Annotated in this window: 20 protein-coding genes; 6 read left to right on the top strand and 14 right to left on the bottom strand. The window is 70.9% G+C overall.

The window, feature by feature from the left end; all coding sequences use genetic code 11:
* Nucleotides 1-17 precede the first annotated feature (17 nt).
* Nucleotides 18-719: a phosphate regulon transcriptional regulator PhoB gene (phoB, locus tag FHT37_RS08305; protein ID WP_091733626.1), complete on the top strand. Its 702-nt coding sequence runs from the start codon at nucleotides 18-20 to the stop codon at nucleotides 717-719.
* Nucleotides 720-729: 10 nt separating this feature from the next.
* Nucleotides 730-2,109 carry a phosphate regulon sensor histidine kinase PhoR gene (gene phoR / locus FHT37_RS08300; RefSeq protein WP_183480108.1) on the top strand — a complete coding sequence of 460 codons (1,380 nt, stop codon included), beginning with the start codon at nucleotides 730-732 and terminating at the stop codon, nucleotides 2,107-2,109.
* Nucleotides 2,110-2,131: 22 nt separating this feature from the next.
* On the opposite strand, the gene FHT37_RS08295 is transcribed toward phoR, so the two are convergent.
* From FHT37_RS08295 to trxA, 4 genes are all read right to left on the bottom strand, one after another.
* Nucleotides 2,132-3,781: a hypothetical protein gene (locus FHT37_RS08295; protein WP_091733630.1), complete on the bottom strand. Its 1,650-nt coding sequence runs from the start codon at nucleotides 3,779-3,781 to the stop codon at nucleotides 2,132-2,134.
* Nucleotides 3,782-4,025: 244 nt separating this feature from the next.
* The gene (locus FHT37_RS08290; RefSeq protein ID WP_091733632.1) at nucleotides 4,026-4,289 is read right to left on the bottom strand and encodes a type B 50S ribosomal protein L31; all 264 of its coding nucleotides are present in this window, start codon (nucleotides 4,287-4,289) and stop codon (nucleotides 4,026-4,028) included.
* Nucleotides 4,290-4,429: 140 nt separating this feature from the next.
* Complete coding sequence (rho, locus tag FHT37_RS08285) at nucleotides 4,430-5,692, bottom strand: transcription termination factor Rho (RefSeq protein WP_091733634.1); 1,263 nt, start codon at nucleotides 5,690-5,692, stop codon at nucleotides 4,430-4,432.
* A 236-nt stretch (nucleotides 5,693-5,928) separates the two neighbouring features.
* Entirely contained in the window at nucleotides 5,929-6,258 is a 330-nt protein-coding gene (trxA, locus tag FHT37_RS08280; protein WP_088383781.1) for a thioredoxin TrxA, read from the bottom strand.
* Nucleotides 6,259-6,570: 312 nt separating this feature from the next.
* Here trxA and FHT37_RS08275 point away from each other — a divergent pair, with 312 nt between their 5' ends.
* Complete coding sequence (locus FHT37_RS08275) at nucleotides 6,571-9,270, top strand: PD-(D/E)XK nuclease family protein (protein WP_183480106.1); 2,700 nt, start codon at nucleotides 6,571-6,573, stop codon at nucleotides 9,268-9,270.
* Complete coding sequence (locus FHT37_RS08270) at nucleotides 9,267-12,887, top strand: UvrD-helicase domain-containing protein (protein WP_183480104.1); 3,621 nt, start codon at nucleotides 9,267-9,269, stop codon at nucleotides 12,885-12,887. The genes FHT37_RS08275 and FHT37_RS08270 overlap by 4 nt, the downstream gene beginning before the upstream one ends.
* Nucleotides 12,888-12,950: 63 nt before the next feature.
* On the opposite strand, the gene FHT37_RS08265 is transcribed toward FHT37_RS08270, so the two are convergent.
* A complete protein-coding gene (locus FHT37_RS08265; protein WP_147242151.1) occupies nucleotides 12,951-13,697 on the bottom strand; it encodes a hypothetical protein in 747 nt (248 codons plus the stop codon).
* A gap of 85 nt (nucleotides 13,698-13,782) precedes the next feature.
* On the opposite strand from FHT37_RS08265, the gene FHT37_RS08260 reads away from it, so the two are divergent.
* Nucleotides 13,783-14,475 carry a glutathione S-transferase N-terminal domain-containing protein gene (locus tag FHT37_RS08260; protein ID WP_183480102.1) on the top strand — a complete coding sequence of 231 codons (693 nt, stop codon included), beginning with the start codon at nucleotides 13,783-13,785 and terminating at the stop codon, nucleotides 14,473-14,475.
* A gap of 53 nt (nucleotides 14,476-14,528) precedes the next feature.
* Here the strand turns inward: FHT37_RS08260 and FHT37_RS08255 are convergent, their stop codons facing one another.
* Nucleotides 14,529-14,756, bottom strand: a complete 228-nt coding sequence (locus tag FHT37_RS08255; RefSeq protein WP_091733643.1) for a hypothetical protein — start codon at nucleotides 14,754-14,756, stop codon at nucleotides 14,529-14,531.
* A gap of 15 nt (nucleotides 14,757-14,771) precedes the next feature.
* Nucleotides 14,772-15,611, bottom strand: a complete 840-nt coding sequence (locus FHT37_RS08250; RefSeq protein ID WP_183480100.1) for a PEP-CTERM sorting domain-containing protein — start codon at nucleotides 15,609-15,611, stop codon at nucleotides 14,772-14,774.
* A gap of 365 nt (nucleotides 15,612-15,976) precedes the next feature.
* Between FHT37_RS08250 and FHT37_RS08245 the strand changes: the two genes are divergently transcribed.
* Entirely contained in the window at nucleotides 15,977-16,234 is a 258-nt protein-coding gene (locus FHT37_RS08245; RefSeq protein ID WP_091733647.1) for a hypothetical protein, read from the top strand.
* A gap of 82 nt (nucleotides 16,235-16,316) precedes the next feature.
* Here the strand turns inward: FHT37_RS08245 and FHT37_RS08240 are convergent, their stop codons facing one another.
* The 7 genes from FHT37_RS08240 to FHT37_RS08210 form a co-directional block, all read right to left on the bottom strand.
* Nucleotides 16,317-17,282 (bottom strand): PA2778 family cysteine peptidase, encoded by a 966-nt coding sequence (locus tag FHT37_RS08240; protein WP_183480098.1) that lies wholly within the window; start codon nucleotides 17,280-17,282, stop codon nucleotides 16,317-16,319.
* A gap of 7 nt (nucleotides 17,283-17,289) precedes the next feature.
* Entirely contained in the window at nucleotides 17,290-17,727 is a 438-nt protein-coding gene (locus FHT37_RS08235; protein ID WP_175538485.1) for a PA2779 family protein, read from the bottom strand.
* A 145-nt stretch (nucleotides 17,728-17,872) separates the two neighbouring features.
* Nucleotides 17,873-18,640 (bottom strand): hypothetical protein, encoded by a 768-nt coding sequence (locus tag FHT37_RS08230; RefSeq protein ID WP_183480096.1) that lies wholly within the window; start codon nucleotides 18,638-18,640, stop codon nucleotides 17,873-17,875.
* Nucleotides 18,641-18,908: 268 nt separating this feature from the next.
* Entirely contained in the window at nucleotides 18,909-19,700 is a 792-nt protein-coding gene (locus FHT37_RS08225) for a hypothetical protein (RefSeq protein ID WP_183480094.1), read from the bottom strand.
* 91 nt (nucleotides 19,701-19,791) lie between these two features.
* The gene (locus FHT37_RS08220) at nucleotides 19,792-20,016 is read right to left on the bottom strand and encodes a DUF350 domain-containing protein (protein WP_091733655.1); all 225 of its coding nucleotides are present in this window, start codon (nucleotides 20,014-20,016) and stop codon (nucleotides 19,792-19,794) included.
* Nucleotides 20,017-20,129: 113 nt separating this feature from the next.
* A complete protein-coding gene (locus FHT37_RS08215; protein WP_183480092.1) occupies nucleotides 20,130-21,731 on the bottom strand; it encodes a DUF4178 domain-containing protein in 1,602 nt (533 codons plus the stop codon).
* 32 nt (nucleotides 21,732-21,763) lie between these two features.
* Complete coding sequence (locus FHT37_RS08210; RefSeq protein ID WP_091733659.1) at nucleotides 21,764-22,816, bottom strand: SPFH domain-containing protein; 1,053 nt, start codon at nucleotides 22,814-22,816, stop codon at nucleotides 21,764-21,766.
* Between the last annotated feature and the right edge of the window lie 68 nt (nucleotides 22,817-22,884).

The raw sequence follows: 22,884 nt of genomic DNA, 5'->3' as shown, positions 1-22,884 counted from the left end.
AAGAGGAGTTACCCCGCATGAGTCGCATCCTGGTCGTCGAGGACGAATCCGCCATCGCTGAACTGATCTCCATCAACCTGCGCCACGCCGGTTATGAGGTCACGCTGGCCGGCAATGCCGAGCAGGCGCAATTGGAAGTGGACCGCGTGCTGCCGGATCTGGTCGTGCTCGACTGGATGCTGCCGGGCCAGACCGGCCTGGCGCTGGCGCGCCAATGGCGTGGCGCGACCCGCACCCGCGAGCTGCCCATCATCCTGCTGACGGCGCGCGCGGAGGAGGTCGACAAGGTCTCCGGCCTGGATGCCGGTGCCGACGACTACCTGACCAAGCCGTTCTCCACCAACGAGCTGCTGGCCCGCATCCGCGCGGTGCTGCGCCGCAAGGCGCCCGAGGCACTGGACACGGCGGTCGAGGTCGGCGGCCTGGTGCTGGACCCGGGCACGCGCCGCGTCAGCCGCGAGGGCGTGGAGGTCAAGCTCGGCCCGACCGAGTTCCGCCTGCTGCACTTCTTCATGACGCACCCGGAGCGCGTGCACAGCCGCTCGCAGCTGCTGGACCGCGTCTGGGGCGACCACGTGTTCATCGAGGAGCGCACCGTTGACGTCCACGTCAAGCGCCTGCGCGAGGCGCTGGAGAAGGTCAGCTGCGCCCGCATGATCGAAACGGTGCGCGGCGCCGGCTACCGACTGACCCAGCAAAGCAGCGCCCTGTCGGCCTGAGGACGCGTCCATGGCATGGATGTTGTCGCGGGTGCTGATGCTGGTGCTGGGCACCGGCGTGGCGGGGGGACTGGGCTACTGGTTGGGGGAATGGATGCGGATGCCGCAGCTGGCGGCGGCGCTGGCCGCGGCGGCGGCCGTCATCCTGATGGCCGTCTGGGACGCGGCGCGGGCGCATCGGCTGGTGACCTGGCTGCGCGGCGACCAGAACGACGACGCGCCCCGGCTTGGCGGCCTGTGGGGCGAGATGGCCTACCGCGTCGAACGCGGCCTGCGCGACCGGGAGCGCCGCTACGACCGCGAGCGCCAGCAGCTCGAGCAGTTCCTGCTGGCGATCGAGGCTTCCCCCAATGGCGTGATCCTGCTCGACGGCCAGGACCACATCCAATGGTGCAACGTCGTCGCCGGCGACCATTTCTCGCTGGACCCGCAGCGCGACAAGCTGCAGCGGATCACCAACCTGGTCCGGTATCCCGCCTTCGTCTCCTACCTGCAGAACGGCAACTTCCAGCAGCCGCTGACGCTGACCAACACCCGCGCGAAATCCACGCTGCAGGTGCTGGTGCGCGATTACGGCGTCGGCGGGGAGTCGCGCAAGCTGGTGCTGTCGCTGGATGTGACGGACCGCGAGCGCAACGAGGCGATGCGGCGTGATTTCGTGGCCAACGTGTCGCATGAGATCCGCACGCCGCTGACGGTGCTGGCCGGCTTCATCGAGACCATGGCCAGCCTGCAGTTGACCGAAGCCGAGCGCAAGCGCGTGCTGCACCTGATGCAGCAGCAGACGACGCGGATGCAGACCCTGGTCGGCGATCTGCTGACGCTGGCGCAGCTCGAGGGCAGCCCGCGACCGGCCGCCGATCACTGGATCGCGCTGGATCCGCTGCTGGCGCGCGTCGGCGCCGACGCGCAGGCGCTGTCCAACGGGAGGCATGAACTGGTCTGCGAGCGCCAGACTGGCGTCGAGCTGGCGGGCGTCGAGACCGAAATCCTCAGCGCGATCGCCAACCTGGTCAGCAACGCGGTGCGCTACACGCCGGAAGGCGGCCGCATCGAGCTGCAATGGCGCTGGACGCCGGACCATGGCGGCGAGATCTCGGTGATCGACAACGGCCCCGGCATCGCGCGCGAGCACCTGCCGCGGCTTACGGAGCGCTTCTATCGCGTCGACGGCAGCCGCTCGCGCGATACCGGCGGCACCGGGCTGGGACTGTCCATCGTCAAGCACGTGGTCCAGCGCCATGGCGGGGAACTGCGCATCGACAGCGAGCCGGGCAAGGGCTCCAGCTTCCGGCTCAAGTTCCCGGCCACGCGCGTCCGGTTGGCGGATTCGCCGGCGATGGGGGATGAGGCCGCCCCGGCGGCGCTGGCGGGCGGCGAAGGGCTCTGAGGCGCGGCGGCGTCGGGAAGGCTCAGCGGTCCTTCTGCATGACCAGGTAGGTGGCGAAGCGGTCCGTCGGGCGGCGGACGACGCCCAGGACCTTCCAGCCGCTCGGCGGCGTCGGCGTGCCTTCGGCCTGCACCGAGATCGCGATCGAGCAGGCGGTGGCGGCCAGGTTCTGGGTGGCATCGACGCGCCAGTGGCCCTGGAACTCCAGCGCGGCCAGCGCATGCGTCGGCAGGCTCGGCGCGGCGATGCAGTCGACATCTCTCGGCACGTGCGCCGCGATGCGGTCGACCAGCGGCTTGTTGCTGCGCGCGTAGTTCAGCGGATGCAGGCCCAGGGTCATCGCCAGCAACCAGGCCAGCGCCACGCCGCCGGCCGGCAGCGCCAGGCTCTTCCAGATCGCGTGGCGGTGGCGGGCGGTGCGCCAGCGCACCAGCCACAACCAGGCCAGGGTGCCCAGCAGGGCCAGCACGAAGGTGAGCAGGCTGAATTCCGGCTCATAGCCCTGGGCCAGCTTGCGGACGTTGGCCAGGAACTTGGCCGGCCAGCCAACCTGCAGCGCGGTGTAGTACAGCCACAGGAAGATCGCGCCGGCGGTGAAGAAGAACACCGAGAACCAGTCGAGCAGCGCGCTCGCGCTGCGCTGGAAGGTCGGCAGCGCGAAGCTCGCCAGCACCGCCAGCGGCGGCAGCGCGAGCAGCATGGCGCGGTCGTCGGCGCCCATCAGCAGGCTGGTCAGCAGCGGTACCAGCGAGGCCAACAGCGGCACGGACAGGTGGCGCCGCATCAGGTGCGAGCGCCAGCGCCACAGCGACCAGGCCGCCAGCGGCCAGGCCGGCCAGCAGAACCAGCCCAGCAGGCGCAGCCAGTCCAGCACGCTGCGTTCGCTGGCCTTGACGCGCCAGGCCCAGCCGTGCATCGGCCAGGCCACGAGTGCCGCCAGCGCCATCGCGCCGAGGATCCAGGGCAGGAACTTGCGGGCGTCCTCGTAGGTCGAGCGGTAACACAGCCACAGCGCGCCGATGGACAGCGCCAGCGCGACGGCCGGCGCGCCGCTGGTCGCGAGCACCGGCAGCGCGGTGAACATCGCGGCGCGCGCCTTCCCTCTGCGGAAGGGGAGCGCCGCGAGGCTGTAGACGAAGAGGGTGATGCCCAGCAACTGGAGGATCTCGGGCGTGATCTCGTGGCCCAGGCGCAGCAGGCCGACGCTGGCGATCAGCGCCAGCAGGCAGCCGTCGGCCATGGCGCGGGCGTAGTCGACCGCATGGGCCTCGCCGCCGAAGGCGAAGGCGACCGGCTGGGCGGCCTCGGTGCGGGCCAGGTGCAGGCAGCTGTACCAGGCCAGCGCCAGCACCGCCGCCAGCATCAGACCGAAGGGGATGCGTGCCGCCACCGAGGGTTCCAGGAAGGGCAGCAGCTTGATGCCCAGCGCGCCGACCCAGTAGGGCAGCAGGCCGCCATCCGCAGGCAGGCCGGCGATCGCCGGCTGCAGCCACGGCGCGTGGCCCTGCGCGATGCTGGCGATGAAGCCGTAGGCGGTGAGATCGGCGTTGCGCCACGGGTCACGGCCGAACAGGCCGGGCAGCACGTAGGCCGCGCACAGCAGCAGCAGGGCCCAGCGAGGGATCGGGTGCGTGCTGCGCTCGGCCACGACGGCCGGGGTGGGCAGATTCATGCGCGTCTGTCTCGTTGTCGTTGTGAATGCCGGTGCGCATCATGCCGCAGCTTCGGTGCCCTCGGGACGACTCTGCTGACAGCGCACGGTAAAGGGCTCGAGGGCCGCGACGCGCTGTCCCGGGCGGGAGCGACGCGGCACCGGCGGGCCGGAAGGCGTGACGCCGCGCGGCGCCATGAAAAAAGGCAGCCGGTGTGGCTGCCTTCTTCGCGGGGACCGGAGAGCATCCGGTCGGGGAGGGCGCTCAGGCCTTCTTGCGCAGGTTCGCAAACTTGTTGCGGAACTTCTCGACGCGGCCACCCAGGCTGTCGACGCTCTTCTGCGTGCCGGTGTAGAACGGGTGCGATTCGCTGGAGGTTTCCAGCTTGACCAGCGGCAGTTCGCGGCCGTCGTCCAGCTTGATCGATTCCTTGGTCACCACCGTCGAGCGGATGATGAACTGGGCGCCGTTGGACTGGTCCACGAAGACCACGTCACGGTAGTTGGGGTGAATGCCTTCTTTGGCCATCTCGCTTACCTCGCTGCAGTGCCGCCAGCCACACCGCCCCTTGCAGTGCACTTGTCGACAGCGGAAAAACGTGGAGTATAGCTGAAATGAAGGAAGCCGCCCAGAGGGCGGCTTCCGTGAAGTCCTTGGCAGGGCCGGTATCAGCCGCCTCTGCGCATCATGTCGAAGAAGTCGTGGTTGTTCTTCGAGGACTTCATCTTGTCGAGGATGAACTCCATCGCCTCGATCTCGTCCATCGGGTAGAGCAGCTTGCGCAGGATCCAGGCCTTCTGGAGGATCTCCGGCTTGAGCAGCAGTTCCTCGCGGCGCGTGCCCGACTTGTTCAGCAGGATCGACGGGTAGACCCGCTTCTCGGCCATGCGGCGATCCAGGTGGATCTCGCAGTTGCCGGTGCCCTTGAACTCTTCGTAGATCACCTCGTCCATCTTGGAACCGGTGTCCACCAGCGCGGTGCCGATGATGGTCAGCGAGCCGCCTTCCTCGATGTTGCGCGCCGCGCCGAAGAAGCGCTTGGGGCGCTGCAGCGCGTTGGCGTCCACGCCGCCGGTCAGCACCTTGCCGGAGCTGGGCAGCACGTTGTTGTAGGCGCGGGCCAGGCGGGTGATCGAGTCCAGCAGGATGATCACGTCCTTTCTCAGCTCGACCAGGCGCTTGGCGCGCTCGATGACCATCTCGGCGACCTGCACGTGGCGGGCGGCCGGTTCGTCGAAGGTGGAGCTGATGACCTCGCCGCGCACGGTGCGCTGCATCTCGGTCACTTCCTCGGGGCGCTCGTCCACCAGCAGCACCATCAGGTGGGCGTCGGGATAGTTGGCCGCGATCGAGTGCGCCAGGTGCTGCATCATCATCGTCTTGCCCGACTTGGGCGGCGCGACGAGCAGCGCGCGCTGGCCCTTACCGAGCGGGGCGATCAGATCGATGATGCGGCTGGTGATGTTGTCCTCGCCGCGGATGTCGCGCTCGAGCTTGAACTGCTCCTTCGGGAAGAGCGGCGTCAAGTTCTCGAACATGATCTTGTGCTTGGACTCCTCCGGCGTCAGGCCGTTGACGCGGTCCACCTTCACCAGCGCGAAGTAGCGTTCGCCGTCCTTGGGGACTCGAACCTCGCCTTCGATCATGTCGCCGGTGTGCAGGTTGAAGCGGCGGATCTGACTCGGCGACAGGTAGATGTCGTCGGTGGACGCCATGTAGCTGGTCTCGGGCGAGCGCAGGAAGCCGAAGCCGTCCGGCAGCACTTCCAGCACGCCGTCGCCGAAGACCTGTTCGCCGGCCTTGGCGCGCTTTTTCATGATCGCGAACATCAGCTCCTGCTTGCGCATGCGAGCGACGTTGTCGATCTCCAGCTCTTCGCCCATCTTGATCAGGGCGGAGACGTGAAGCGCCTTCAGTTCAGAAAGATGCATGGGGGGGTTGACCCGGTCTGTCGTCCAGGGCCTGCCAAGGCCAGGGACACAAACAACGGCGAGCCCAAGGGACGCGCTGCCGCGTTGCTGCGGACGGAGAGGATGCGTGGAGACTTGGGCGCCGAGTCCACGCGCTCACCCGGAACGTCGACGGCGTCCGAGGACGCCGCGCTGCCCGGGAGGGCGTGTTGGCAAGTTGTCCACCGGAGCCGCATGGGCCCCGGCGGATCGGATGATTATAGGTGGGCGTCCAGGAACGACGTCAACTGGGCCTTGGACAGGGCGCCGACCTTGGTGGCGGCGAGCTGGCCGCCCTTGAACAGCATCAGCGTCGGGATGCCGCGGATGCCGAACTTGGCGGGCACCTCGCGGTTGTCGTCGACGTTCAGCTTGGCGATCTGCAGCCGGTCGCCGTAGTCCTTGGCCACTTCGTCCAGGATGGGGGCGATCATCTTGCAGGGGCCGCACCACTCGGCCCAGTAGTCCACCAGCACGGGCTTGTCGGACTGGATGACGTCGCTGTCGAACGAGGCGTCGGAGATGTGTTTGATCTGTTCGCTGCTCATGGAGATGGTCCTTGCGTGATGTCCCTGCCGGGCGGATGCCTCGGGATGGGCGGCCGGCCGGGCGACAATATGTGCCGCCTCGGGAGCCCCAGGGTTGCAGGGCGAGCGACGATTCTCACACAAGCCCGGAAACCTCGGCCCGAGTAGGCGCTCCAGCCACATGACGGTGCGCAGGGCGGATCTCAAGGCGCGGGGGCCGAGGATTTCGCTATCGTCGCGATTCGCGGAATGCCGCCGTCCCAGCCTTCAATCCCTCATTCGCCAGAGTCCGCCACCGCCTTGACGCCTCAGTCGCCCCCGCCGATGCCCCGGATGACGTCCGCTCCGGACCTGCCGCCGTCGCTCCCGCGCGCGACGGCGACCGTCGACTTCCCGTTGCTGCCCGCCCACACCAGTGCCGCGATCTGGGACGGCGTCGCGCGCCGCGCCGCGCAGTGGCTGGAGGCGAGCGGCCTGGCGGCCCGCGACGCGGTGCTGCTGCTGCCCTTCGCGCAGCACCTGCAGCCGGCCCGGCTGGCCTGGATGAAGCTCTCGCGCTGGCAGCCGCGCATCGAGACGACCCGCAGCCTGGCGTCGGCGCTGGGCCCGAGCCCGCTCCCGCAGGCCCGTCAGATCACCGGCGACGCCGCCATCGACGCCCTGGCCGCGCGCGCGCTGCTGCGAAGCCAGAGCTGGGCCGAGGCGCTGCGCGAGCAGGACCCGCGGGCCCACGACGCGGCGGTGCTGCGGCTGGTCGAGTCCGCGCATGCGCTGGCGCGCGAGGCGACGCTGCGGGATCCGGCGCGGCGCGCGGCTTTCTGGGACGACGGCCGGCTGGCGCTGGCGCAGCAGGGCGGCGTCGGTCACCTGGAGCGCGCGCTGCTGGCGGTGGCGCTCGAATGGGCGGCCGCCGACGGCCGCGCGCCGGCGACCGATGCGCTCTTCCACCTGCGCCCCAGCGCCTGGCTCCACCTGCAATGCGGCGGGCCCGACGCGCTGGCCGAGGCGCTGCTGGCCAGCGCCGAGGCGGCCGGCATCCCCTGCCTGCGCCTGAACGCCGACCTGCCGCTGGACACGGCCTTCGACGGCGGCGCGCCGGTCGGGCGGCTGGAGCAGGCGGTCTGCGAGGACTTCGAGGACCTCGCGCAGTGCAGCGCCGCGTCGGTGCTGGACCACCTGCAGGCCGGGCGCGCGCCGGTCGCGCTGATCGCGCAGGACCGCGTGCTACTGCGCCGGGTGCGCGCGCTGCTGGAGCGGCAGGGCCTGGGCATCAAGGACGAGACCGGCTGGACGCTCGCCACCACCGCGCCGGCCGCGCAGCTGATGGCGCTGCTGCGCGCGGCGCGGCGCGAGGCGACGGTCGACGAGTGGCTGGCCTGGCTGAAGACGCCGCTGGCCGCGTCGCTGCGGGAACACGGCGGTAGCGCGTCGCTGAGCGCGCTGGAGGGCCACTGCCGCAAGCGCGGCTGGTCCTCGCCGCAGGCGGTGCGCACCGAGCGCCTGCCCGCCGGCAGCGCGCGCCTGTGGACGGCCGCGCGCGAGGCGCTGGCGCCGCTGCAGCTGCGCGGCGCGCAGGCGCTCGAGCAATGGATCGCCGCGCTGACGCAGACGCTGCAGCAGCTCGGCGCCGACGAGCAGCTCAAGCGCCAGCCGGCCGGCGGGCCGCAGGTGCTGGATGCGCTCTGGCTGAGCAAGACGCCCTGGCCGGGATCCGGGCACGAGGCGGTGCTGCGGGAGGCGCAGCTGAGCGCGGCGGAGTTCGTCGACTGGGTGTCGCAGACGCTCGAGGCGGGCGAGTACAAGCCGCCGCTGGAGGGCGGGCTGCAGGTCATGATCACGCCGCTCGCGCGGACGATGCTGCGCCCGTTCGGCGCCATCGTGCTGCCCGGCGCGGACGCCGCGACGCTCGGGCCGGTGCCGCCCGGCCCGGCCTTGATCGGCGACGGGCTGGCGCGCCAGCTGGGCCTGCCGACCGCCGAGGACAAGCGCCAGGCGCTCGCCTGGCAGTTCGCGCAGCTGCTGCGGGCGCCGGCGGTGACGCTGCTGCGCCGCGGTCACCTGGGCAGCGAGCCGCTGGCGGCCAGTCCGCTGCTGGAGCGGCTCGAACTGGCGCTGCGGGCGGTGGGAGCGAGCTTGCCGGCGTGGCGCGATCCTCGCATCGAGGTGGCCGTGCAGGCCGCGCCGGCGGACCGCGCCGCGGCGCGCGCCGGCGGGCGGCTGCCCGCGGCGCTGAGCGCCAGCGCGGTGGAGTCGCTGCGCCAGTGCCCGTACCAGTTCTTCGCCCGCGTGCTGCTGGGGCTGCGCGAGGCCAACGAGCTCGAGGTCCAGGCCGACAAGCGCGACTACGGCACCTGGCTGCATGCGGTGCTGCACCAGTTCCACACCGAGCGGGCGGAGGGACTCGACCCGGCGCTCGACGACGCCGCGCGGCTGCAGCGCGCGGCGCAGGACCAGATGCGCGAGCTGGGGCTGGCGCCGGCGGAGTTCCTGCCGTATTCGGCGAGCTTCGCGCGCTTCCTGCCGGCCTACCTGGACTGGCTGGCCGAGCGGGAGTCCGAGGGACAGCGCTTCGAGCGCGGCGAGGTCGATCGCCGCGTGCGTCCGTGGGCCGGGATCGAGCCGGCGCTGGAGGACCTGGCGCTGCTGGGCCGCATCGACCGGGTGGACGAGTCGCCCGAGGGGCAGTTGCTCGTCGACTACAAGACCGGCAGCGTCAAGGGCCTCAAGGACAAGGTCGCGAATCCGCTCGAGGATACGCAGCTCGCCGTTTATGCCGTATTGATGGGGCATTCGGGCTCCAACGCACCGCTCCGCGCGCAATACCTGGCCCTGGACGATTCAAAGGGCATCACCCCGATCGAGCACGAGGACGTCGCCACCACCGCCGCCGTCATGCTGGACGGCCTGCGCGGCGACCTGATGGCCATCCACGCGGGCGATCCGCTGCCCGCGCTGGGCGAGGGCGTCGCCTGCGCCTACTGCGAGATGCGCGGCCTGTGCCGTCGCGACGATTGGGAAGGAGCCGCGCCGTGACCGGCTCGACGGACATGACGACCGACCTCGCGACCGGCGCCTTCGCCGGCACCGCGGCCGCCTACACCCTCGATGGCGCGCCGGTCGCGCGCGAGCGCTTCTACGCGCTGGCCTGCGATCCGGCACGCAGCGTCGTCGTCGAGGCCTGTGCCGGTGCGGGCAAGACCTGGATGCTGGTGTCGCGCATCCTGCGCGCGCTGCTGGACGGCGCCCGGCCGCAGGACATCGTCGCGATCACCTTCACCCGCAAGGCGGCCGGCGAGATGCGCGCCCGCCTGAACGAGTGGCTGCATGAATTCGCCCATTGCGACGACGCGGGCCGCGTGCTCGCGCTGCGCCAGCGCGGCCTGCCGCAGGCCCAGGCCGAGGCGCTCGCTCCGCGGCTGGCGACGCTGCAGCAGCGCCTGCTGCAGGAAGCGCGGCCAGTGGAGATCCGCACCTTCCACGCCTGGTTCTCCCAGCTGCTGCGCGCCGCGCCGCTGGAACTGCTGCGCGCGCAGGGGCTGTCGCCCGAGCTGCAACTGCTGGAGGACGAGACCGACCTGATGCCCGAGCTCTGGCAGCGCTTCCACGCGGCCGTGCTGGCGGACGAATCGCTGCTGGCGATCTATCGCGAGCTCTGCCTGGTCCACGGCCGCAACAAGCTGCAGGACTGGCTGATGGCGGCCTTCGACAAGCGCGTTGAACTGCGCCTGGCGCAGGCGCATGGTCGACTGATGGACAGCGTGCCGACGGCGGCCGAGGTGGTGCCCGAACTGGCCGCGTTCGCCGATCCGATCGACGCCTTCACCGCGATGCGCGGCGAGCTGCAGGCGCTGGCCGCCGAGCTGGGGCAGGGGCGCAACAAGACGCAGAAGGCCGCGGCAGTGGCCCTGGAGATGGCGCTGTCGGCGCCGCGGAACGAGCCGCTGGCCGAGGCCCGCGCGCTCGCCGCGGTGCGCGCCGAGCTGTTCACGCAGAAGGGCACGCTGGTGAAGGCGCTGGGCGATTCGCCGCTGCTGCTCGACCTGGGCGACCGGCTCGCCCGGCTGCAGCTGGCGCTGGACCAGGCCGACGCGCGCGCCTGGCACCAGCAGATGTGCGGGCTCGCGCTGACGCTGCTCGAGGCCTTCGAGCGCCTGAAGCGGGAGCGCGGCCTCGTCGACATGAACGACCTCGAGCGCGGCGCGCTGGCGCTGCTCGGCGACGCCGAGCTGTCGGGCTGGGTGCAGGAGCGGCTGGACAGCCAGGTGCGACACCTGCTGATCGACGAATTCCAGGACACCAGCCCGCTGCAGTGGCACGCGCTGTACGCGTGGCTGTCGGGTTATGTCGGCGCCGGGGGCGGCGCCAGCGGACAACGTCCGCCCTCGGTGTTCATCGTGGGCGATCCCAAGCAGAGCATCTACCGCTTCCGACGCGCCGAACCGCGCGTCTTCGCCGCGGCGCGGGACTTCGTGCGCGAAGGCCTGGACGGCGTGCTGCTGGCCTGCGACCACACGCGGCGCAACTCGGCGCCGGTGCTGGCGGCGGTGAACGCGGTGTTCGAGCAGGCCAGCCTGGCGCAGCAGTACACCGGCTTCCGGGCCCACACCACCGAGGCGGGCGGCGGCGATCCGCTGGATGGCGTCCACTTCATCGCGGGCGACGAGGCGGACGACGCGGAATCCGCGGCGGCCACGCGCGACGCGGACACCTGGCGCCCGAGCCTGACCGAGCCGCGGCGCGAGCCGGAACTGCATCGCCGTGAAGCGGAGGCCCAGCGCATCGCCGCCTGCATCGCGGCGTTGCTGAGGGACGGCCAGGTGCAGCCGGGCGACGTGTTCGTGCTGGCGCGCAAGCGCGAAGGGCTGCGGGTGCTGGCGCAGGTGCTCAAGGGCCTGGGCATCGCGCATGCGGCGCCGGAGGACATGGCGCTGCTCGACGCGCCGGATGTGCGGGACCTGCTCGCGCTGCTGGATGCGCTGGCGTCCAGCGGGCATCAGCTGTCGCTGGCGCATGCGCTGCGCAGCCCCTTGTTCGGCGCCACCGAGGCCGACCTGCTGTGGCTCGCGGCCGCGTCGCGCTCCGCGCATTGGCTCGGCCAGGAGCCGCCGCAAGCGCGCCGGTCGACGCCCGCGGTCGATGAAGCGCCTCTGGCTGACGACGCGCCGCCGAACGGCTCGGCGGACAGTGACGAATCCGCAGTCAGTTCGACCGGGCCGGTCACGCGCTCCTGGTGGGAGGTCCTGCTGCAGGCCGAGCCGGCGTCGCTGAGCGAGGCGCTGCGACGCGCGCAGGGCCTGCTGTCGCGCTGGGCGTCGGTGGCCGCGCTGCGCAGCCCGCACGACCTGCTGGATGCGATCGTTGACGAGGGCGACCTGATGGCTCGCCTGGCCGCCGCCGTGCCGGCCAGCGAGCGCCGTGCGCGGCTGCATGCGGTGGAGGCGCTGCTGGCGCTGGCGCTGGAACTCGATGGTGGTCGCTACGCCGGCTTGTACGGCTTCGTGCGCGCGCTGAAGAGCCGCGCGCTGAAGCTGGCCGCGCCCGCCGAGCCCGATGCGGTGCAGCTGCTGACGGTGCATGGCGCCAAGGGCCTGGAGGCCAAGGTCGTGGTCCTGATGGACGCGGAAGCCGGGCCGGCGCGCGCCGAAAGCATGGCGCTGGCGATCTCATGGCCGGTGCAGGAGCCGGTGCCGCGAACTGTGGCCTTCATCGTCTCGGAGGCGAAACCGCCGCCGTCGCTGCAAGCGCTGCTCGACGACGAAAAGGAGCAGCGCCAGCGCGAGGAGCTGAACGCGCTCTATGTCGCCATGACCCGGGCGCGTCATCGGCTGCTGCTGAGCCGCACGCCGGCCAAGCGCCAGAGCGCATCGGCGAGTTGGTGGGCGCGGGTGCAGCCGCACGCGGCGCCGCTGGCGGTGCCGGAGCTCGACGCGAGTGTGGATGTCGATGCCGCCAACGCTGAGGATGCCGCTCGTGCCGCTCGTGCCGCTCGTGCCGCTCGTGCCGCTCGTGCCGCGCATGCCGCTGTCGCCTCGCATGCCGATGGCGTTGCCGCCGTGGCCCGCTTGAAGGTGCTGCCGCGCGTCGCGCCGCTGCCCGCCGAGGCGGTCGATGGGATGGGCGCCGAGGTCGGCCAGAGCCCGGACGAGGTCGACGAAAGCGCCGCGCTCGGCGAGGCGCTGCATCGCGTGCTGGAGTGGCACAGCGGCCCGCGAGGGCGCGATCACGCGCTCGAGCGCCTGATGGCGGCGGCGGCCCAGATGTACGGGCTCGACGCGCGTCGCGACGAGCGCCTGCAGCGCAGCGTGAAGGCGATCCTGGGCAGCGCCGACTGCGCCGCCTTCTTCGATGGCCACGCGCTGGCTTGGCACGGCAACGAGGTGCCGCTGAGCTGGAACGGGCACGACATGCGCCTGGACCGGCTCGTCTGCCGGCAGGACGCCGCGGGCGCGCGGACCTGGTGGGTGCTCGACTACAAGCTGAATCCGGCGCCGCAGCGCAACCCGGACTACCTGCAGCAGCTGTGGCGCTATCGCGAGGCGGTGATGGCGCTGCAGCCCGGCGAGCCGGTGCGCTGCGCCTTCATCACCGGCCAGGGCCGGCTGATCGATTGCACCGAGGCGGTCGCGGGCGCGGCGGATCTCTTCGCCTGAAGTGCGCGGCGCGGGCCGCCGTGGGGCATGCGCCGCCGTCGTCGGCCAGGCCGCGAGGGCGGCTCAGACCGGCGCGCCGTAATCGCCTTCGGACGGCCGGCTGTGCCAGGCCACCGAGGTGGTCGTCGGCCAGGGACCGCCGTCCCCGATGCGCTGGTGCACCGCCAGCGCGCTGCCCGCCGCGGCGTCCAGCACGCGGGTCAGGGCCTCGACCTCGGCCAGTGCCGGCTCGGGCATCGCGGTGCGCAGATAGACGTTGCCGCGCAGGCTCAGCAGCACGAAGGGCCGGCCCTCGATGAGCACGTCCTGCGTCGCCTGGGCCAGGCGCTCGGACAGGTCCTTGTCGAGCCAGGCCATGATCAGCTCGCGATTGATGCCGACCGCGCCGAAGCGCTGTCGCACGAGCTTGGACTCGATCTGCGACTGCTTCGGGAACATCACCAGCCAGCGCATCTCCTCCGGCGTGTCGGTGTCCACGCGGGTGCGCAGCGTGTCGGTGTAGGCCTCGAAGACGCTGCTCTCCAGGCGCTCCATCAGCTTGCGCTCGATGAGCATCATCTGCATGTCGGGATTGACCTTGAGCTCGCATCTCATGCGCAGCTCGAAGCCCTCGATGTAGCTGCGTTGCGAGGGCCCCCATTCGATGCGGGTCAGGCCGGGCAGGGTGCGCGGCAGGTCGATCACGAAGCCGCGGCCGTCGCGGGCGTGACGCAACTGGCCGCCGCGTTCAGCGGCCCATTCGCTCAAGGGGCGCCACCGGGCCGAGTTGGCGCGGGCGGTCAACCACTGTTTGATTTGTTTGATTACCATGAGGCGGGACGATGCGCGAGCGGCCTGGTGTCCGTGCATTGAGGTGTCGGCGACCGGGGCCCCGCGCCCCTTGGGAGAACGCGTGATGATCGAAGTGTATTCATGGCCCACGCCCAATGGCCACAAGGTCCACATCATGCTGGAGGAATGCCGGCTGCCTTACCGGGTGATTCCCGTGGACATCGGCGCGGGCGAGCAGTTCGACGCGAGCTTCCTGGCCATCAGCCCCAACAACAAGATCCCCGCGATCGTCGATCCCGACGGGCCGGACGGCCAGCCGATGTCGCTGTTCGAGTCCGGCGCGATCCTGCTGTACCTGGCCGGCAAGACTGGGCAGTTCCTGCCGCCCGACACCCGCGGACGCTACGAGGCGCTGCAGTGGCTGATGTTCCAGATGGGCGGCGTCGGGCCGATGCTGGGCCAGACCCATCACTTCCGGATGTACGCGCCCGAGAAGATCGAGTACGCCATCGACCGCTACACCAACGAGGCCAAGCGGCTGTACGGCGTCATCGACCGCCGCTTGGCGCGCAGCCGCTACATCGCCGGCCCCGCCTACGGCATCACCGACATGGCGATCTTCCCTTGGCTGCGGGGCGCGAAGAACCAGGGCGTGGAGATGGCGGACTTCCCGCACCTCAAGGGCTGGTTCGACGAGATCGCGGCCCGCCCGGCGGTGATGCGCGCCGTCGAGGTGCTGGCCGAGAAGCGCCGGCCGCTGGTCGACGACAAGGCCCGCGAGGTGCTGTTCGGCAAGACCCAGTACGACCGGCGCTGAGCCGCCAGGCGCCTGCGCGGGCACCGGGCCTGCCGGCGTCCACCGGCACGGGGTCAGATCTTGCCCAGCCGCGCGCGGTCGCCGAGTTCCGTCAGCCACCGCCGGCCGTCCTCGCGGATCGGCGTGGCCAGGCCCTTGTCCTGCAGCCGCTGCTGCATCTCCTCGCTGACCGGCATGCCGCCCGGCGATTGCGGGATGAAGTAGAGCGCGGCGCGCTCCTCGTCGGTGATCACCAGGTCGGGAGGCGGAACGGGGAACTTGAAGGTCGGCGGCGTGGACATGCGCGGAAGTATCCCTCAGGCCCGGCGCGCGCGGCGACGGCCCGCCACGCCCGCCGCCACCGCGGCGATGCCCAGCAGCGCCAGCGAGCCCGGCTCCGGCAGCTCGCCCGCGGCGAAGGCCAGCGAGTTGGCCATCAGCCGCGCGCCGTCGGTGCTGCTGTCCCACAGGCCTGCCTGCACGTCGCCCGAGACCGGGAACATGTTCAGCCCGACGACGATGCCCTTGTGGTCGGTGCGATAGCCCAGCAGCGGCTTGTCGTTGGTCCAGTAGGCGACGACGCTCGCGCCGGCCTTGGGCGTGACGCGGTAGCACAGCGCCGACAGGCCGCCGCTGAAGCTGTCGATGTCGCGCATCAGCGGGCTCTGCGGATCCGCGACCCGGCCCAGGCTGCCGCACGAGTTCTGGTTGTTGTTGGCGTTGAAGACGTCGTAGCCACCGGTCACGAAGCGGCCGGTGAGCCCGCCGAACGGGATGGTCGCGTGGGACAGGCCGGCCTCGACGACACCGCCGCCGGCATCCACGTAGTCTGCCAGCACGTTGCCCAGCTGCGTGGCGCTGGCGAAGGGCTTGTTGAAGGTGTCGTTGAACACCAGGACCGCGTCGTAGCTCTTGAGCAGCGCGAGCGTGGGCGTGCCGGTGTTGGCGTTGAACACGTCCACCGTGCCGCTGACCACGCCGGTGGCGGCGATCTTGGACTGCACGTCGGTCAGCCCGCCGGGCTGGCCCGTCGCGCCCAGGATCAGCACCGAGGCCTGCGCGGCCCCGCCGAGGGCGCACAGCGCGGCGGCAGCGAGGGAGGCACGGAGGCGGGGAGGGCAGGAAAGAAGTCGGGGAACGAGGGGCGAGCGCTTCATCGGGATCTCTCTGGCGGTCATTCTTGTGGAGGCCCTGGGCGGGAGGCCGGGCGACATCCGGCGCGCGGCCGGAAGCGGCTCGGGGAAGCAACATCCAAGCCACGGGGCAGGATGTCCCGCTGGCTCAAGCACTTGCAAGGCCTGTCCCCCGAGAAGGGGTCAGGCGGTGTAATGAATCCCGACACCGGCGGTGCGGCAGTTGCTTCGCGGATCGCCCCGGCAGTCGACCTTGTAATGCGGGGGTAAAACATCGTCGGCGCGCGTGGCGCCGGACGACGCTTGGAGGGAAACTTGCCCAGGCGCTGAACGAGCGGCCCGTCGATCCTCTGGCCGCGGTTGCGGCCACAACGCGAAAAGGAGCGTCCATGTCAGCCAAGCCAGACCATACCGATGCCGTCGGCGGCGTCGAGAGTCACAACGGGCGCTGGTTCGTCCGTGAAGTCGTCGGCGAGGCGCCGCCATTCCGGGCGCGCTACCTGGTGATCGCCGCGCATCCGGCAGCGGGCGGGCAGCCGGAACTCAACGGCTACTGGCATGAGCTGGAGCGCAGCTTCGACACCTGGAGTTATGCGGCCGATGCCGCGCTCGAGGCGGCGCAGCGCACGATCGACTTCCGGCCCTGAGGTCCCAAGGGACCCAAGCAGCCGCAAGGCCCCAATGCCTTGATGCCTTGCGGCACTGGGCGCAAGGCGAGGCCGGCCCGGCTCACATGCCGGCGGTGATCTTCTTCTGCAGCGCCTTGTACTGGTCCAGGCGCGGGCCGCCGAGCGCGACCGCGCGCTCGATCGCCAGCGAGGCCTTGTAGCGCTGCCCCTGTTCCATCAGCACCTGCGCCAGGTTGTTCCAACCCTCGGGCAGGTCGGGGCGCACGTCGGTCAGCCGGGCGTAATGGCGAGCCGCGGTGCGGCGGTCCTTGGCGGCGTAGGCCGTGTTGCCGGCGCCCAGCAGCAGCACCGGCTCGCCGGGCCAGCGCGTGAGCGCGGCCGAGTACCCTTTGCGCGCCGCGGCCGGATTCAGGCGCTCCAGCGCCGCCAGCGCCGCGCCCGTCTGCGCGCCGTCCAGCGAGGCCGGCAGCAGGTCCGGCGGCAGCGTCGTCATCGCCCAGTAGTCGCCACGCGCCCAGGTGCGCTCGAAGACCGGCAGTTCGACCTCCTGCCGCTCGGTCTTGCCGCTGTGCAGCAGGACGGTGCGGCGCTGGCGGTCGTAGCCGACGGCGACCGCGTAATGCCACACCGGTGCCAGGTCCAGCGACAGGTTCTGGAACACGATCACCGGATGGCCGGCCGCGAGCTCGGCCAGCAGCGCGTCCAGCCGCGGCGGCAGCACGTAGGCGGGCAGGCCCTGGCGGCGCGTGGCCACCAGCATCTCGGTCTGCAGCGAGCCCTTGCGGCCCGGCAGGAAGACCTGCGGCTTGAGCTGCTCGACGGTCGCGGTCTTGCCGGCGGTGCGCAGCAGCATCGCGAGCGCGGCCGGTCCGCATTCATAGTCGTCCTGCGCGATGAAGGGCGTCTTCGCGGACAGGTCCACGCGCGCCGGCAGGTCCGTGGGCCACTGCGCTTCCAGCGCCTTCAGCTGCGGCGGCGTGCTCGCGCAGCCGCCCAGCAGCAGGGCCAGCGCCAGCGCGGGAGCGGCCAGCGGGAGCAGGGACCGGGACGACCGGACGACGCGCATGCGGACCTCAGCGGATCGAGCGGGTGAACGGGAAGACCTTGGTGAAGCCCAGGATGTCGGTCACCAGCAGGATCACGAAGACCGCGAAGATCACGCCCAGCACGTCACCGCCGGCCGGCGCCTGCGCGATGCGGCCGTCCAGCGCGCGGATCTCGTCATCGGACATCGCGTCCACGCGCGACTGGGCGTCGGCCGGATTCACGCCTTCCTTGACCATCGCCTGGCGCACGTCCTCGCGGGCGAAGAAGGCATTGACGCGCACGCGGCTGTCGGCGGCGGTGCCGGCGGGCGCGTCCTGCTGCACCAGGGCGTCGGTGGGCACGACCTGGGCGCTGGCGTGCATCGGCAGCGCCATCAGGGAGCAGGAGACGATCAGCGTCGAGGCGATCGCGCGCTTGGCCAGCGAGGGGCGGGCGGCGTCTTGGCGGGAGGCTTGTGGGTTCATGAGCGGACCTGAAATTGAAGGATCGATGAAATCCTAGGTCCGCCCTCGGCGCTGTTACAAGTTCGATTACCGAGCGTCACATCGGATGCAATTCCGGGGTCCGACGGCGCTTGAAGAACGTGTTAAGCCCGCGGCGATCGCGGGGTCACGGCTCGCAGCGCGGGGCGCTGGCGCTGCGCAGGATCCAGCGCTCGCCCTTGCGGGACAGCAGGGCGGTGGCGCTCAGCGTGCCCAGGCCGCAGGTCGAGGGGTCGACCTCGGCGAACTGCGCCAGTTCGATGGTGTCGGCGTCGCGCCAGCGCAGGAAGCGGAAGCTGACGGCCGTCTGGTCCGGCGTGGGCTGGAAGCGGTAGCGCTCGACCAGGCGACCTTCCTCGCGGCGCCAGATGACGACGCCGTTGAATTCCGTGCCCGGCGACGCATGGGTGACGACCAGATGGCGCCCGTCCGGCGACGGATGGACGTTGCCGTGCATCGCGTAGCGGGTGCCGTCGGCGCGGGAGATCCAGAGCAGTTCGCTGCCGGCGGCGAGCGTTGCGCGCACGACATAGAACTCGCGGTCCGGCGAGAGGCCGTCCAGGCGGAAGTCGACCTCGGGCGAGGCCGGGTCGGACGGATCGGCACGCCGGCTGTCCAGGACGACCGGCCGTCCCTTGGCGATGGGCAGCCACAGGCGCTGGTCCTCGCGCCGCACCCCGGCGCCGACGCGGCGCAGCACCTCGGCCTCGGCACGGGCGCGGAAGGCCTCGTCGGAGTCCTCATCGGCGCCCGCGGCGGCCTCGGGCGCCGTCTCCGCCGTGAAGAGCGCACCGCGCGGCGCGATGCCCTGGGACACGGCGGGGCGAGGGGGCTGCGGCGGTGCGATCACGGCCGCTTCGCCCGCCATCACGGCGCACAGCGTGAGGGCGGTCACGCCGAGCCTCAGGACGCGACCGAGGCGATCGGTCGGCACTTTGCGAAGGGCGAGGCGAAGGGTGGTGCGCCACGCCGTGCGAAGAATGATGGGACGCGCGATGCCAGGCGCGACGGGGAGGGGCAGGGCGTCGGGACGCGCGGAGGAGCGGGCGGTCATCGGGCGGAAGGGCGAGAGCGGAAGCGCGGGAGCGAAATGGCGGAGAGCGAAAGAGTGGCGTGAGGTCGACCGTCGGAGCGGTCTCGGCGGGCGGGATGCGGCTGCCGGGTCAGCGCTTGCAGCGCGACGCCGTCACGTCCTTGACGGCCCACTGCTCGCCATCGCGGGTCAGCACGGCCAGCGCCTCCTGCGTGCCGCCGTGGCAGGTGATCTCGTCGCCCAGGGCGGTGTGCTCGAGTTCCACCGTGCGCCCGTCCTTCCAGCGCATGAAGCGGTAGAACGAGATCCCAACCAGCGGCGGCGAGAAGCGGAAACGCTCGACCAGCCGCCCGCCGAGGTTCTCCCAGACCACGATGCCGTTGAAGTCGTGCGAGGCCGAGGCATTGGCCATCACCAGGAAGCGGCCGTCCGGCGACGGGCGCACCTCGCCGTGCATCGTGTAGCGCGTGCCGTCCTTGCGCGAGACCCAGTAGACATTGCTGCCTTCGTAGAAGGTGGCGCGGACGACGAAGAACTCGCGGTCGGGGGACAGGCCGTCGAAGCGGTAATCCTCGTAGGCCCCCTCGTTGTTGCCCGAGGCATTGGGCCAGACGCTGTCGAAGACCTCGGGCCGGCCGGAGCCGGTCGGCAGCATCAGGCGCGAGCCGGCGCGCTTGATGAGCACGTGGCCGCCGCCGACGTTGGCCTTGCGGATCGCGTCGGCCTCGGCCTTGGCGCGGAAGGCCTCGTCCGAACCCTCGCTGCCGGCGGCCTGGCCGGGATCGAGCTCGGGCCGGGCCGGCTCGAGGCCCTTGGTGAAGTCGCCCTTGGGCGCGATGCCGGTGGGCCGCGCGGGCGGCGGCGGCTTGTAGGGCTGGGTCTGGGCCAGTGCGACGCCGCCGGTGGCCGTCAGGGCCAACACGGAAAGGGTGGCGAGGGCGCAGAGGCGAGCGGGCAGGCGAGCCGGCAGGTGGGCGGACAGTCGCGCGGATCGACGCATCGGCATGGCCCGTTCAGCCGTGGATCGCCGCGGCCACGATCTGGCCGATGGAGATGCACATCGCCGCGACCACGACCGCGAGCGCCATGTTCTTGTGCTCGACGATCTCCTCCCACAGCTTGTAGGGGGTGAGCTTGTCGATGATGACGAAGCTGATCCAGAACACCAGCACGCCGATGACGGCATACAGGATGGAGCCCAGCACGATGGCGGGCTTGAGCCATTCGAATCCTTCCATCTCGTTCTCCTGGTCGGTCGTTCGGTGGGGTTGAAGGTCTGGGGTCGGCGCGGGCCGGCGATTGTCGCGGGGAAGTCGGCGTGGATGCGGACGGGTCGGCGGGACGATGGCGACTACTTGTGACCGCCGCCGCCGCTGCTGTAGCCGCCATACGAGCCGCCGCTGGAACCGACGTAACCCACGCCGCTGCCGCGGCTGCTGCGCTTGCACTGCTGGTACTCGGCGCTGCTTTCGCCGTAGCTGTCCTTGTAGCGGTCGCAGTCGTCGCTGCTGCAGGCGCGCAGCAGCGCGAACAGCACCGCGATCACGAAGATCGCGATGATGATGTTGCGCAGCAGCTTGCCCTGGTCCAGGCCGGACGACACATCGCGCTGCAGCGCGGGCATGCGGTCCTCGGGCAGCGAGAAGAAGCGTCGCACCTCGGCCGCGTCGATCGCGCGGCCATGGCTCCAGGTGACCTCGTTGCCGGTCTGCTCGCTGCTCAGCAACTCGAGCCGCGTGCCGTTGCGCCATTCGTAGTCGCGCACCAGCGCGCGTTCCTCGCGCTTGACGCGCCAGTAGAACTCGCCCAGCACGTAGGTGACCTTGGCGGTGTAGGTCCACTTGTGCCTGAAGTCCTTGCCCTGGTGGCTGACCGACTTCGCCCCCGCATTGGCCGGCGCGCCGGTGATCGGGCGCACCAGGCTCCAGCCGTCCTCGGTGTCCACGAGGAAGGCGAAGCCCTCCATGCGGTTGAACAGCAGGTACTCGCGCCAGAAGGTCTGTTCGTCCTCGGCGGACTCGGGCAGGTCGCAGCGCTCCAGGTAGCCGACGACCTGCCACGGCTGCGGCGCGCCGCCGGAGATCGCGAGCTGGCCGGTCGTGCCCAGCGGGATCTGCGGCTCGCCGCCGGTGTTCTGCCGGTAGGCGGCCAGCTCCGCGCCGGCCCCCTTGGAGATGTCGACGACCGACTTGCACTGCCCGCAGACGATGGACTGCGTCGTGTCGAGCCGCGGTTCGAGCGCGGCGCCGCAGTTCGGGCAGGGCAGGGCCTTGGACTGCAGCGTCGCGCCGCTCTCGGCGCGCAGCCCGGTCAGCTGCAGGTCGGCGAGCTTGACGGGGCGGCCGACCGACCAGGTCGGCTGCGCGGGGTCGCTGTACTCGAGCGAGGCGACCTCGTTGGCGGTGTTGCGCAGGTCGACCACCGGATAGCTGCTGGCCAGCCGCGGCGGATGGGGCAGTTCCCCCTGGGCCGCGGCCACGGTCGCGTCGACGATGCTGGCCACCTGCCAGGCCGAGCCGGCCAGCATCTGCAGTCCGCCCGGGCGCAGCGTGGCGGGATCGGGCGCGCGCTCGGCCAGCGGCGCCTCGAAGCTGATGACGAAGCTGCCGTTGTCCTCGGCCAGCCAGCCGCTGCGGGGCGGCTGGTCGGCGCTGGCGTCGAAGAGCAGGTGCCACTCGTTCCAGCCGCCGTCCGCATAGGACATCTGCAGCCGGCCGACGACCACGAAGCCCGCGCCGGCATAACGCCCGGCGCTGCCGAGCTGCAGCGGCGAGTAGTCCTCGAAGACCTCGGCGCTGGTGCCGATCCGGCGCAGCGCGTCGCCCTCACGCAGCAGCGTGGAGCGGCAATAGCTGCAGACGGCGCTGGCCGACGCGGCCGAGGCGAACTCGACCGGCGCGCCGCAATGGGGGCACTGCGCCTGCCAGCGGCGCTGGGGGGAAGCGGTAGCCAATCAGGACCCGGGGCGGAGCACGCCTGGCGGCGTCAGCTGAGCTTCTTCAGCAACTCGGCCTTCTTGGCCGCGAATTCCTCGTCGGTGAGGATGCCCTTGGCCTTGAGGTCGCCGAGCTTCTCGAGCAGCAGCAGGACCTCGTCGGCGCCCTGGCTGACCGGTTGCGGCTGGACCGGCGCGGCCGGCTGGGCGCCCTGATTGGCGCCGGTCAGACCCTGCTGCAGCTGCTGCGCCATGGTCTGGCCCAGCGCCAGGCCGGCACCCAGTCCCATCGCGTCGCCGGCCACGCCGCCGCCGCCCGAGCCCACGCCCTCGGCGAGCTTGGGGATGGCCTGCGCGGTCTGGTACTGCATGAACTGGCCCATGTTCTGGCCGATCATGCCCATGCCGATCTTCTGGTCGAGGATCTTCTGCAGTTCCTCGGGCAGCGAGACGTTCTGCAGCGTGACCATCTCGAGCTTGAGGCCCAGCGCGTCGAAGGCCGGCTGGGTGGCTTCCTGCAGCGCCTTGGCGAACTCGACCTGGTTGGCCGCCAGGTCAAGGAACGGGATGCCGGACTGGGCGACCGCGTCGGAGATGTGCTGCAGCATCAGGCCGCGGAGCTGGCCGTCGAGCTCGGTGACGGTGTAGCGCTCGCGGGTGCCGGAGATCTCGGTGTGGAACTTCTTCGGGTCGACGACGCGGTAGCTGTAGTTGCCGAAGGCGCGCAGGCGCACCGCGCCGAAGTCCTTGTCGCGGATGGTGACGGGCTGCGTCGTGCCCCAGCGCTGGTCCACCTGCTGGCGGGTGGAGAAGAAGTAGACATCGCTCTTGAAGGGGGACTCGAACAGCTTGTCCCAGTTCTTGAGGTAGGTGAGGACCGGCAGCGTCTGCGTGGTCAGCTTGTACATGCCGGGGCCGAAGACGTCGGCCACCTTGCCTTCGTTGACGAAGACGGCCATCTGCGATTCGCGCACGGTGAGAGAGGCGCCGTACTGGATCTCGAAGTCCTGCATCGGGAACCGGTAGGCCAGGACGCCGTTGTCGTCCTCGGTCCACTGGATGATGTCAATGAACTGTTTCTTGATGAAATCCATCAGGCCCATGGCGCAGCTCCACAAAAAGATGCGATCCAAACCGACCGCCGCGGGCGAGTATCCCTCAGCGAGGCGAC

It is taken from the genome of Mitsuaria sp. BK037 (assembly GCF_014193045.1).
Lineage (GTDB): Bacteria > Pseudomonadota > Gammaproteobacteria > Burkholderiales > Burkholderiaceae_C > Roseateles.
This window is presented reverse-complemented; position numbering and strand designations above follow the sequence as displayed.